The sequence below is a fragment of the Sneathiella chungangensis genome (genome assembly GCF_009882935.1).
Taxonomy (GTDB): domain Bacteria; phylum Pseudomonadota; class Alphaproteobacteria; order Sneathiellales; family Sneathiellaceae; genus Sneathiella; species Sneathiella chungangensis.
Genome location: NZ_WTVA01000015.1, coordinates 592,457 through 605,523 on the forward strand (window position 1 = coordinate 592,457; position 13,067 = coordinate 605,523).

General features: G+C 56.4%; 11 protein-coding genes. 8 read left to right on the top strand and 3 right to left on the bottom strand.

The genetic code is table 11. The annotated features are described in order from the left end of the window. Positions 1-72: 72 nt before the first annotated feature. From GQF03_RS15950 to GQF03_RS15985, 8 genes are all read left to right on the top strand, one after another. Positions 73-2,865 carry a [protein-PII] uridylyltransferase gene (locus GQF03_RS15950; RefSeq protein ID WP_161340260.1) on the top strand — a complete coding sequence of 931 codons (2,793 nt, stop codon included), beginning with the start codon at positions 73-75 and terminating at the stop codon, positions 2,863-2,865. Between the two features lie 36 nt (positions 2,866-2,901). After that, positions 2,902-4,458 (top strand): murein biosynthesis integral membrane protein MurJ, encoded by a 1,557-nt coding sequence (murJ, locus tag GQF03_RS15955; RefSeq protein WP_161340261.1) that lies wholly within the window; start codon positions 2,902-2,904, stop codon positions 4,456-4,458. A gap of 137 nt (positions 4,459-4,595) precedes the next feature. Next, entirely contained in the window at positions 4,596-5,594 is a 999-nt protein-coding gene (gene trpS / locus GQF03_RS15960; protein WP_161340262.1) for a tryptophan--tRNA ligase, read from the top strand. Positions 5,595-5,681: 87 nt separating this feature from the next. After that, complete coding sequence (locus GQF03_RS15965) at positions 5,682-6,671, top strand: DUF2333 family protein (RefSeq protein ID WP_161340263.1); 990 nt, start codon at positions 5,682-5,684, stop codon at positions 6,669-6,671. A gap of 53 nt (positions 6,672-6,724) precedes the next feature. Continuing rightward, positions 6,725-7,210 (top strand): universal stress protein, encoded by a 486-nt coding sequence (locus GQF03_RS15970; RefSeq protein WP_161340264.1) that lies wholly within the window; start codon positions 6,725-6,727, stop codon positions 7,208-7,210. Between the two features lie 319 nt (positions 7,211-7,529). Then, complete coding sequence (locus tag GQF03_RS15975; RefSeq protein ID WP_161340265.1) at positions 7,530-8,528, top strand: glucosaminidase domain-containing protein; 999 nt, start codon at positions 7,530-7,532, stop codon at positions 8,526-8,528. 149 nt (positions 8,529-8,677) lie between these two features. Then, entirely contained in the window at positions 8,678-9,448 is a 771-nt protein-coding gene (locus GQF03_RS15980; protein WP_161340266.1) for a glucose 1-dehydrogenase, read from the top strand. Between the two features lie 33 nt (positions 9,449-9,481). Further along, positions 9,482-10,540: a malate/lactate/ureidoglycolate dehydrogenase gene (locus tag GQF03_RS15985; protein WP_161340267.1), complete on the top strand. Its 1,059-nt coding sequence runs from the start codon at positions 9,482-9,484 to the stop codon at positions 10,538-10,540. Between the two features lie 30 nt (positions 10,541-10,570). Here the strand turns inward: GQF03_RS15985 and GQF03_RS15990 are convergent, their stop codons facing one another. The 3 genes from GQF03_RS15990 to ddpX are packed head-to-tail and all read right to left on the bottom strand — an operon-like array spanning position 10,571 to position 13,005. Then, positions 10,571-11,341 (bottom strand): HpcH/HpaI aldolase family protein, encoded by a 771-nt coding sequence (locus tag GQF03_RS15990; protein WP_161340268.1) that lies wholly within the window; start codon positions 11,339-11,341, stop codon positions 10,571-10,573. Positions 11,342-11,367: 26 nt separating this feature from the next. Next, entirely contained in the window at positions 11,368-12,408 is a 1,041-nt protein-coding gene (locus GQF03_RS15995; protein ID WP_161340269.1) for a polysaccharide deacetylase family protein, read from the bottom strand. Positions 12,409-12,414: 6 nt separating this feature from the next. Then, entirely contained in the window at positions 12,415-13,005 is a 591-nt protein-coding gene (gene ddpX, locus GQF03_RS16000; protein ID WP_161340270.1) for a D-alanyl-D-alanine dipeptidase, read from the bottom strand. Positions 13,006-13,067 lie beyond the last annotated feature (62 nt).

A 13,067-nucleotide genomic window follows, 5' to 3' on the forward strand; every position in this document is an offset into this window, starting at 1 on the left:
GTTAAACAGCAGTCAGCGGAGTTTAAAAGGCCCAAGCGATAAAAACAATCTGGGCCGTTAATTGGATGTTACATGGAAAAAATTCCAAACCGGAAAGAAATAATAGACAGGCGCGCGCTGGTACTGGCGATTTCCGAAATTGCCGAGCAACATGCGCCGAGCAGTTTCGAGTTTCGCCGCGATGTCCTGAAACAGCTTAAAGTGACGTTCGATAATGGCAACAAGGCGGTAGAGAAGCGGTTCTTGCAGACCAACAAAGGCCGGGCGACGATGTATGCGCAGTGCTTCCTGGTCGATCAGCTTATCCGCACTATTTATGACGCGGCCACGCAATATGTCTACCGGTTGAGCAACCCGACATCGGAGGAGAAACTGTCGCTTGTTGCCGTCGGCGGTTACGGACGCGGGGAACTGGCGCCCTATTCCGACGTCGATCTTCTGTTCCTCTTTCCCTATAAACAGACGCCATGGTGCGAACAGGTAATCGAATTCGTCCTCTATATGCTCTGGGACCTGGGCCTCAAGGTCGGTCACTCAACACGCAATGTGAACGAATGTATCCGCCTCGCCAAGAAGGATACGACGATCCAGACCGCCCTGCTGGAGGCGCGCTACGTCTGGGGCGACCAGGATATGTTCAAGGAAATGTATCGCCGGTACCTGAAAGAAGTCGCCGCCGGGCATAGCCGGGAATTCATCGAGGCAAAACTGCAGGAACGAAAAGAACGCCACGAGCGCTATGGCAATTCCCGCTATCTGGTTGAGCCCAACATCAAGGAAGGCAAAGGTGGCCTCCGCGATCTGCAGACCCTGTTCTGGATCGGAAAATTTCTCCATGGCACGACGGATATCTCCCGCCTTGTCGAACTTGGCGTCTTTACGGAAAAGGAACGGCGCAAGCTGACGAAGGCGTCAAATTTTCTTCGCTCCGTCCGCTGTCATCTGCATTACCTGACCCGCCGACCCGAAGAGCGGATCACCTTCGATGTCCAGACCGAACTTGCCAAACGCCTGCATTACAAGGACCATGCGGGAACGCGCGGCGTGGAACGGTTCATGAAGCATTATTTCCTCGTCGCCAAGGATGTTGGTGACCTGACGCGGATTTTCTGCGCCAAGCTGGAGGCCGAGCAGCAGAAGACAAGCCGTTTGCCGATCCCGCGGCTCGGCCTTGGTCGACGCAAGCTCAAAGGGTATGTGGTCGAAAGCGGCCGCATCAATGTCGAGCATGAGGACGATTTCAAGAAAGAACCCGTCAAAATGCTCGAACTGTTCCATCTGGCGCAGGAGAAGGGCCTCGATGTGCATCCCAACGCGCTGCGCCTGATCCGCCAGGACCTCAAGCTGATCAACCGGAGTGTCCGGAACGACCCGAGGGCGAACCAGCTTTTCCTGGAAATGATGACCAGCCACAAGGATCCGGAAACGACGTTGCGGCGCCTCAATGAAGCCGGCGTATTCGGTCGCTTCGTTCCTGATTTCGGTCGCGTCGTTGCCCAGATGCAGCATGACATGTACCATGTCTATACGGTGGATGAGCATACGATCCGGGCAATCGGCATTGTCTCGCAGATCGAGCAGGGCGCGCTGAAAGAGGATCACCCGCTGTCCCATAATATTATGCCGAAAATCGTCTCGCGTAACGTCCTTTATGTTGCCGTGCTGATCCACGACATTGCCAAGGGCCGGGGCGGCGATCACTCGATCCTCGGTGCAGAGGTCGCGGAAAAACTATGTCCGCGACTCGGTCTATCGCCATCGGAAACCGAAACGGTTTCATGGCTCGTGCGTTATCACCTCGCGTTCAGCGGGTATGCCTTCAAGCGGGATATCGCGGATCCGAAAACCGTCGAGGATTTTGTCCAGATTGTCCAAAGCCCGGAAAGGCTCCGGCTTTTGCTGGTGCTGACCGTCGCCGATATCCGCGCCGTCGGCCCCAATGTATGGAATGGCTGGAAGGGCCAGCTCCTGCGCGAGCTTTACTATGCAAGCGAAACCGCATTGACGGGCGGCCATATCTCTGAGGGCCGCGCCGAACGGGCCAAGCATTATCAGGAAGAATTGCGCAGCCAGCTCAAAGGGTGGAAGAAGAAGGAAATCGACGATCATATCAGCCGCTTCTATCAATCCTACTGGATCGCGACGAGCAACGAAGACCGCATGAAACATGCCGCATTGATGCGCAAGGCAGATAAGGAGAAATCGCTTTTTACCATCGAGACCAAAAGCGACCCGTTCCGCTCCGTCACCGAGGTCATCGTATATACCGCAGACCATCCCGGGCTCTTCTCGCGGATAACCGGCGCGATGTCGGTCAGCGGCGCGAACATTGTCGATGCAAAAATCCATACGACGACCGATGGCATGGCGCTTGATACATTTTTCATTCAGGATTCGGAAGGCAAGGTTTATGACCAGCGCGGCCGCATGAAGAAATTGCGGCAGGCGATAGAGGACACCCTGCAGGGCGCCCGAAAACCGCATCTGGAAATCATCGACCGCCGTGAAGCAAGCCTGCCGAGCCGCACGGAGATCTTCAAGGTTCAACCCGGCGTGATCCTCGACAACAAGGCGTCGAACACCCACACCGTTATTGAAGTGCGCGGACGCGACCGGCCCGGTCTGCTTGCCGGCCTGACCCGGACGTTGTTTAATCTCTCCCTCTCGATCTCTTCGGCGCATATCGCGACCTACGGCGAGCGTGCCGTGGACGTCTTTTATGTGAAAGACAGTTTCGGACTCAAAATCACGAACAAGGTCAAACTCGCCAGTATCGAGAAGAAACTTCTGGCGGCGCTGTCGGATGGGACCGAAAAGCAGAAAATTTCCACGCCCGCAAAAAAAGCCGCTGGCGGCGGAAGCTGATGGGCAGTTCCGGCTTACCTGTGCTATAGGAAAGCCATGAGTTTGATTAAGTCCGTTGCCACCGTTGGTGGCTATACCATGATCAGTCGCGTGCTCGGATTCCTGCGCGATATCCTGATGGCTTCGGTCCTTGGCGCGGGGCCGGTCGCGGACGCTTTTTTCGTCGCATTCCGGATACCCAACATGTTCCGCCGACTGGTGGCGGAGGGCGCGTTTTCCGCCGCCTTTATTCCGCTTTTCGCCCGCAAGCTGGAAACGGAGGGGAAAGATATCGCACTCGAATTTGCGGGCCACGCGATGAGCATCCTCGTCGGTTTCCTGCTGATATTCTCAGCCCTGTTCATGATTTTCATGCCGGTCATGATGTTGTTGCTGGCGCCGGGATTCAGTCCCGATGGTTTGCGTTTCGACCTTGCGGTCGACTTCACCCGTATCACCTTTCCGTATCTGACCGCGATGGCGATCGTCGCGCTGCTGGGCGGCATCCTCAACGTTTTTTACAAGTTTGCCGCCATGGCGGCGGCGCCCATCCTGCTCAATATCATATTAATCACCTGCCTCCTCCTCGGCTTTGGCAAGACGGAAAATTTCGTCGGGATGCTCCTCTCGGGCGGAGTCGCGCTCGCCGGCCTTGCGCAAGTGATCTTTCTTGTTATTGCCTGTCGGCGGGCGGATATTCGTATTCCGCTGGCCCGCCCCGTCGTCAATAAGGATGTCAAACGGCTTTTCCGCCTTATGCTTCCCGGCGCGCTCGGCGCCGGCGTCATGCAAATCAATATCCTGGTCGGAACCATCATCGCGTCCTATCTTGCGACCGGCTCCATTTCCTATCTTTACTATGCGGACCGGGTGTATCAGCTTCCCCTCGGCGTGATTGGCATCGCTGTCGGAACGGCGTTGCTGCCGATGCTGTCGCGGCAGCTGCGGGCGGGCGAAGACAAGACGGCGATGAACAGCATGAACCGCGCAGTGGAGCTTTCCATGCTGCTGACCCTGCCGGCAGCGGCCGCCTTGATGATTGTTCCCCGGGAGATCACTTCGGTGCTTTTCCAACATGGCGAGTTTACGGCTGCCGCGAGCGAGGCGACAGCCACCGCCCTGCTTGCCTTCGCGACCGGGCTTCCGGCATATGTGCTTGTCAAAATACTGGCGCCCGGGTTTTTTGCCCGCGAAGACACCACGACACCGGTTATCGCCGGCGTTCTTGCGATGATCCTGAATGTCGGCTTAAGCCTTGTGCTTATCCGTTACATCGATCATGTGGGCATCGCGCTTGCGACGTCCCTTTCTTCATGGTTCAACGTGCTTGTTCTCTTCGCCGTCCTTCGCCGTCGCGGGCATTACGCAGCGGACGCGCGACTGTTGCGGCGACTTGTCGGAATGGTGGTCTCGGCCGCCGTCATGGGCGGCGGGCTCGTCGCCTCACAGAAATTCCTGGCGGACCTTTTCAGCGATGATCTGGTGTTGCGGATCAGCGGCCTTGTTGCCCTGGTGGCTATCGGTGGCCTTCTCTACGCGATCGCTATTCTCGTCACCGGCGCCGCCAGTCTGCACGAGGTAAAAAGCATGCTGAAACGGCGCCCGAAAACGTAAATCTGTTGACGATCCACCAATCGCCTGCAATAAGGCCGTGAACGATATCAACGTAATACCCAATCCCAGCCCCGGCGGCCTGACCGTCAGCCCGCAAGATCGGGGCTCGTGTCCAAAGCGTGAGGAGCTTTTCAATTATGTCTCGCATTTTCTCCGGCGTTCAGCCGAGCGGCAACCTTCATCTCGGCAATTATCTTGGCGCCATCCGTAATTTCGTCGGATTGCAGGAAGATTATGAATGCATTTATTGCGCCGTCGATATGCATGCCATCACCGTCTGGCAGGATCCTGCGGCGCTTCGCAGCAATACGCGGGAAGTCGCCGCCGCCTATCTTGCAGCCGGCGTTGATCCGAAACGTTCCATAATAATCGCGCAGAGCACGGTTCCCGCGCATGCCGAGCTCGCCTGGATTTTCAATTGCGTCGCCCGCCTCGGCTGGTTGAACCGGATGACCCAGTTCAAGGAGAAGGCGGGGAAGAATCGCGAGAACGCTTCTGTCGGCCTGTATGCCTATCCCAACCTGATGGCGGCGGACATTATGGTCTATAAGGCAACCCATGTGCCGGTCGGGGAGGACCAGAAACAGCATCTGGAACTGACCCGCGATATCGCGCAGAAGTTCAACAATGATTACGGCGCGGAAATCTTCCCGCTGGTCGAACCGCTTATTTTCGGCGAAGCGACACGGGTGATGTCGCTGCGGGACGGATCGAAGAAGATGTCGAAATCCGATCCGAGTGATTATTCGCGCATTACTTTTACGGACGATCGCGACAGCATTGCGCTGAAACTGCGCAAGGCGCGGACGGATGCGGATCCGCTTCCCGAGAGGGAAGAGGGGTTGAAGAACCGCCCTGAAGCCGCCAATCTTGTCGGGATCTATGCGGCCCTCGCCGATCTCACCAAGCAGAAGGTACTCGACGAATTTGCCGGGGCGCCCTTCTCGGTCTTCAAGCCGGCGCTGACCGATCTTGCGGTGGAAAAGTTCGGCCCCATCGGCGAAGAAATGAAACGCCTGATGGCCGATCCGGCGCATGTTGACGCAATCTTGCATGAAGGCGCGGAACGGGCCGAGGCCCTCGCCGCGCCGGTATTGGCGGAGGTCAAGGAAGTCGTCGGTTTTCTTCGACCGTAAGCCGCCCAACTTGTAAGTCGATACGAAACGACATACATCTTTCACCGAAGCCATAAGTGTGGATGAGGAAGTGACGGGACGGGATAGATGAGCGAAATCGGCAATAGCGGCACGGAAACCAAACGCATTGGTCGAAGCGCGCAAGCTGTGAAAGAAGGCGCGAGACGAAGCTGGAAAGTGTTCGTCTTCCTGATACTCCTGTTCCTGCTGCTCTACTATCCGATCGGCATGATCATGATCAACAATATCGAAGACGACACCGATTTTGTGCCGACCGGCACGAATGTCGTCGCGGGCGGCAGCCATGCCGTGGATATGATGGCCGGATTGATCGACCGGGAGATCAACATCAACCGTTGGACGGCGAACGATCCGTTTTTCATGCCCTCCGCGGCACTCGACAATATGCCGAACTACCAGCAGGGGATTATTTCGGCCCTCGCGCGCTTCGGTTTCGAGCTGACCGACCAGATTGGGCGGACACGCGGTTCCAGCCAGACGGACCCGGATTTGCAGGAAGCCGCCGGCCTTCTTCAATATTCGGGCACGAAATGGGCATGGGACCCGACGATCTCGCTTTTACCGACGGCAGCATCGGAAGAGCAATATGAAAAAGCCCGTTCCTCGCTTATCAGCTATAACAAGCGGCTTGCCGAAGGGAAGGCCGTATTTGAAAAGCGGGCCGACAACCTCCTTGCGACTCTCGACCGCATTGCCCTCGATATCGGCTCCTCCACCGCGACGATCGACAAGCATATTGACGAAAATTCCGGCCAGATCATCGATTTCAAAGCGGATGACATCTTCTACGGCGTCAAGGGGCAGGCCTATGGCTATTACCTGCTTCTGAAAGCGCTCTCGCAGGATTATGAAACCCTGATCAAGGAACGCGGGCTTACCAACGCCTGGGCACAGATGCTGGCCAGCCTGAAGTCCGTCATCGATCTGGATCCCATTATCGTCGTTAATGCCGTTCCTGATTCCCAGTTTCTCCCCAACCACCTGACCGCGCAGGGCTTCTATATCCTGCGCGCCCGCACTCAGCTCCAGGAGATCAGCAACATTCTCTTGAAATAAACGCGCCGATAGTGGCAGGATAAATTTCAACGTGAATAACTGACGGAGCCTTTATGTCAGAGGAAACCCCAACCGGCGTCCGCAACAAGTTCCTTGTTGTCGTCGATGAAACCCCGGAATGCAAATCGGCCATCCGGTTTGCGAGCCGCCGCGCCTGGCATGTTGGCGGCGGGGTAATCCTGCTTTATGTCATAGAGCCGCCGGAGTTCCAGCACTGGATGGGCGTTGAACAGGCGATGCGCGAGGAAGCCCGGGAGGCCGCCGAAGAAATCCTGCAAAATCTGGCCGAGGAAATTCAGAAGGAAACGACGATCGTACCGGAATTCGTCATCCGTGACGGCTACAAGAAGGAAGAAGTGCTGGCACTGATCGAAGAAGATTCCGATATCCGCGTCCTTGTCCTCGCCGCCTCGCCCGATTCCGGAGGACCGGGACCGCTGATCAAAAGCCTGGTTGGTGAAATGTCAGGAACTTTCGCCATTCCGATTACGGTCGTCCCGGGAAATCTCACCACCCGCCAACTCGACGCCGTTACCTGAGCAACTCGAATCAATTGTCCATCGCCAGTGGCCCGGATCAAGGCGATTCGGCATCAGGACGGGTTTTTGCGGCGTCGAAAATTTGGCATAAATTATAAGTATTTACTTAAGCAGCTGAAACTCTTGGAAAAATTATTGTAAAAAATTCCGCACTTGATCTTGCTATCGACCGCCCTCATATTTCGGGTCCGGCCCAGAGTGAAGGAAAAACACTTTTTGGGCCTAAATATTGTGGAAGCAGTAACAGTACATACTATATGTCGCGGTATTTCGTGGAATAGCGCGTTCTTGAGCAGAGAAATACATCGCAGTTTATGTAATGCAGCTACTGATATCCGGTCTTAAATCCAATAAAATTGCGACTTTGGTAGGTATTGCCCTGGCGATTACCTATCTGGTGCCGGATTTTATCGACAGCACCCGTGAGGTGCGAACGGCATCCTATGGCGTCGGCAAACAGCTGTTCGCGAAGGCCGTTCCCCTTCCGCCGCGCAAACCAAGCGATATTCCGGCAGTCGACCAGCCGGACCAGTTCGATATGGAAAGCCTGAAGGCGCGCCTTTCGCAGGTCGACTATCGCCTGCGCGATGTCCGGCGCGGCGAGCCGGTGCCACGGTTTTATGTGGAGCAAATGCCGGTCGATATACTCGACATCCCCGATGTGGAGGAGCGAAAGCGGACCTTTATCAAGCTGGTTTTGCCGCTGATCCTGAACGTCAACGAGAAAATCGCCGCGCAACGCTCCCGGCTCGCCACTCTTGTGGAGGCAAAATCTGACGGCAAGAGCCTTCGCGAAACAGATCGCAAATGGCTGGACGAAATTGCCATTCGCTACCGCGCCGAAGAAAGCGACCCCGAATCCCTGCTGGTTAGAGTGGATGAAGTGCCGGTATCGCTGGCGATCGCGCAGGCTGTCGAGGAATCCGGCTGGGGCACGTCGCGCTTCGCCCGGGAGGGGAATGCCCTGTTCGGGCAGCGAGTTTGGGCAACCGGCAAGGGGCTGGTTCCGGAAGACCGCGATCATGACGAATCCCATGAAGTGAAATCCTTCAAGTCGATCGCAGAGTCGATCAGGGCATATATCCATAATCTGAATTCGCATCCCGCTTACGCCGATTTCCGTCAGGTCCGTGCCCGCCAGCATCTCGAACCCGGTTTCACGGCCGATGCAATGGGTCTGATCGATACGCTGCATGTCTACTCTGAAAAAGGAGTGGAATATGTCAATAATCTTCGCTCCCTGATCGAAATGAACCGTCTCGATGACTTCGAAGATGCCGTGCTTGCACCGGAACGGTTTGCTGACAGCCGCCGCTAACCCCCAACCCCCTCCGTATTTCATCGCCTGCACATTCCATCTCGCAAAATCGGGAGGGATATGGAAATATGTTCCGTGCGCGCCTTCTAATCAGGCGATGCCGCGATGAGAGCGTGATCCGTAAAAATAAAGAAAAGCGAGGGGAGATCATGGGCCGCCTGGAAAACAAAGTTGCCGTCATAACAGGAGCTGCCACCGGAATTGGTCTGGCGACCAGTCGCCGGTTCGTGGAGGAGGGCGCTTTTGTCCTGATGACAGACATCAACAGCGCAGCCGGCGAGACGGCCGCGAAGGAATTTGGCGCAAAGGCCCGTTTCCTTTCGCATGATGTAACGAAAGAGGCGGACTGGCAGAAGGTGATATCCACGGCCGTGGCGGACGTGAATGGCATCGATATTCTGGTGAATAATGCCGGAATTCTTGCCATCGGGGAGCGTCAGACGATTGAGGATACCGATCTCGCGCATTGGCAGGCAATTCAAAAAGTAAATGTGGAAGGTGTTTTTCTCGGCTGTCAGGCGGCGGTCAGGGCGATGAAGGAGCGCGGCGGATCGATCGTCAATATCTCCTCCGTCGCCGCGATAATCGGCACGCCGACACTTGCTGCCTATGGCGCCTCGAAGGCGGCGGTACGGCAGCTCACAAAAACCGTCGCAATCCATAGCGCCAACAACGGATATGGTATTCGCTGCAATTCCGTTCACCCGGATCCCGTCCGCACCAATATGGGCGACGAGCTGATGGGTATGTATGGCGGCGATATCCAGGCGGGATGGGAGGCTCTACCGGCCCGAGTCCCACTCAAGACCCCAAGCGAACCCGTCGACATCGCGAACAGCATCCTCTTTCTTGCGTCAGATGAAGCGCGGCACATCACGGGGGCCGAGCTTGTCGTCGACGGCGGCATGACCGCGATTTAGAATCACCAGATTTGTTACGGGAGAAACCAGCCGATGCGGATAGACCATGATGAACTAACGACTTTTGTCGAGGCGATTTTCAAGGCGGCCGGCAGCGAACCAATAGAAGCCGCCATCGTTGCCGATCATCTTGTCCTCGCCAACCTTTCGGGCCATGACAGCCATGGCGTTGGCATGATTCCCCGCTATGTCGAAAATATCGAGGCCGGCTATCTGGTACCCAATGAACATGCCGAACTTGTCAGGCAGGACGGATCCATTCTCGTTTTCAATGGCCGTGCCGGCTTCGGTCAGGTCGTCGCCCGGGAAGCCATGGCGCAAACCATAAATGTTGCGCGAAAGACGGGCCTCGCCCTCTCGGCCTTGCGCAATGCCCATCATATCGGACGGGTTGGAACCTACGGGGAGCAATGTGCGGACGCCGGCCTCGTCTCAATTCATTTCGTCAATGTAACGGGACACAGGGGGCTCGTTGCCCCGCATCGCGGATCAGACGCCCGCTACGGCACCAACCCCATCTGTATTTCGCTTCCCGATACCCAGCACGAAAAGCGCATCATTCTCGATTTCGCAACAAGCAAGGTCGCGCTCGGCAAGATCCGGGTCGCCCATAACAGCGGCAAGGAAGTCGAGGAAGGCCTGCTGATCGACAATCACGGGAACTCGACGACCGATCCGGGCGTGATGTTTGCCGAAGAATCCGGCTCGCTTCTTCCTCTTGCAGAGCATAAAGGCTATGGACTTGCGCTTATGTGCGAGCTTCTTACTGGCGCGATTGGCGGCGGCGGGACAATCCAGCCGGGCAATGTGCGTGATTCCCGCGTCATCAACAATATGCTTTCGATCGTATTTGACCCGGCCCGGCTGACCGAAACGGACTATATCGCCAGCGAATTGAAGGCCATGTGCGACTATGTGCGGGAGTCGCCGCCGCGCAAAGGTTATGGCAATGTCATCCTGCCGGGCGATCCCGAACGCGAGCAGCGTGCCGAGCGCAAATCAAATGGCATCGAGATCGACGCGGAAACCTGGCGGCAGATCACCGAAGCCGCCGCCAGCGTCAATGTCCTCCCTAATACACACCAATATTGATTAATTGTTGTTATATATAAGCGTAATTAGCTATCTTTTGAGATTTTTCAGCAAGTCATCCGCCGCCGTCGCAACAAGGCCTGTATCGCCTGCGCAAAGAAGAAAATCAAAGCCTTGGGCGAACAGCTCGTTGGTCTGCCGCGGCCCCTTCGATATGCAGCCGAGATAGGCCGGGCTCGCCTTGATGCGATCCCGCGCCTCCTCAAACAGCGCCTTGACTTCGGGGTCATCGAATTCGGCGAGCTTGTTGATACTGCCGGACAGATCGTTAGGACCGATAAAAAGCATGTCCACGCCATCGACGGCGGCAATGCTCTCGATATTGCCGACAGCCTCCTTCGTTTCGATCTGGCAGACGATCATCAGGTCCTGATCCAGGTTATCCCGATATTCGCGTGCCGTCCGCCCGTAACCGCCAGCGCGCGCCGCGCCGAACCCTGCGCTGCGGATGCCCGTCGGCGGGTATCGGCAGGCGGCGACGACGGCCCGGGCCTCCTCCGCCGTATTGACGGATGGCACCATTATGCCGTCCATTCCGGTATCAAGCGCCCTCTTGATCAGGACGGTATCGTTCCACGGAACCCGCATGAGGACGGTCACGTCGCTTACCGATCGGACGGCGCGATGCTGGTCGATGGCGGTTTCCAGACTTCCCGAGCCATGTTCATGATCAATCATCAGGGCATCGAAGCCCGCGCCCGCGACGATCTCCGCCATATCGGACGAATTGGAGAAGAGCCAGCAGGCCGCCGCCTTTCCGCCGGCCTGAAGTTTTTGTTTTAGTTTATTCGGGCGATGCATTGGCACTCCTTTTTCTTTTTTGGGGTTTATTTTGGAATGTAGAACAGCGAGCCGAACCAGCGCCAGCGCCTGTCGGGCCCGAGAAGGGTGCAGTTAATCCGGCCCCGGCCCGGTTTGAAAGCAGCGGCCAGCCGGATCTCAATACGCGAGTCGCCAATTTTTTCAATCGGCACAGCCCCGCCTGTCTGGTTGGAAGAAAAGCAGGACAGACCATTGAGGTTGCCGTAATCCTCGGCGATCGTGAAACCGAAATTCGGTGGATTGCGTTTCAGCACGTTGTCGGAGGGCGTTACATCCGTAACCCGCAACGGCAGTGCGTTGGCGGCCAGCCTGAAACGCCCAATACCGCCATAATTCTCGCTCATCGCGAAGCGGGGAAGTTCCAGCCTGTCGTAACCGGAATAGGCAACGCCCGATTGCTGCCCAAACGCCGCCTTGAAACCGATATTGCGAATAACCGTCTTCACGTCGTTACCGTATTCTCCGTAGGGATAGGCGAATATCGCGGGCACGAAGCCGAGTTCCGCCTGATAACGCTCGCTTGCCAGATTGATATCCGCTTCGATTTCCTCCGGGCTCATAAGCGGCAGATGCGCATGGGAATAGGTATGATGCCCGATATGCACGCCCGCATCCCGAAGCTCGCGGATCTGGTCCCAGCTCATGTAGCCTGCATACTGCTTGTCCACCGACTCGACGGCAACAAAGACCGTGAACGGCAAATTCGCCTCTTTCAACAGCGGCCAGGCAACGTCGTAAACGGAAAGGTAGGCATCGTCGACGGTAAGCGCGACGGTGCGGTCGGGAAGCGACTCACCTCTTTCCAGCCGATCGACAATTTCGTTCAGGGGCAACACCGTATACTGGCCGTTTTGTAGCTCCTGAATATGTTCCTTGAACTGATCGACCCGGATATTGGTCGATGAATACTGATCCTCACCAAACCGGTGATACATGATGACGCTTGCCCAGTCAGCAGCGCTCGCGGCATTCGTCCATACCAATGCACCGAAAAATATGGCCGCCGCACCAAACAGCCCAAAAATTCTTGTTCCTGCCCGTTTCATCCGCCTTCAACCCGCATTCGACTGACCTGTATCGCCCATCATCCGGCTTCCCGCCGCCTTGTCCGAAAGGGTAGGATATCGGCGAGGTTTAAACAATTGGTAATGCCACCATTCATTCCGGTAAAAATCCCATCCGGCCGCCGTCATCAATCCGAGCAGGATTGCCCGGTTCTGCTGAGCCTCAGCGGATATATCTAGCGCGCCGTGAAAGGACGATGGCGTCATGGCGTCAAATCCTGTTCCCATTTCAAGTTCGTGACCGGAGCCGTCCATCAGGGTGAGGTCGATTGCCGCCCCCCGCGAATGGGGGGACCCGCTGCTCGGATGCGACAGAAAATCGGGGTTCGGCGTGTGATCCCAGAGCATCTGAACGGCCTCGGTCGGGCGAAAGGCATCAAATATCTTGATGCGAAGGCCGATGGCCGCCGCCAGTTCGACGGCGCGCCGTAAATTATCGGCAGCCTCGAGATTAAGGTAGCACGCGCCCCGCCGATAGACCGGCCTGCCGGTGAAATTATTCCCGCTCACATACCGCAGATCAAGCTCAACATCAAACTCTTGCGGTGTTATTTCGACTAGGTTCGCATTTAGTGTCATCGTTAACCTGTTGACTTGAAATCACGCGCCAGAGAGCGTAACACTCTGGCCTCACGGTGACC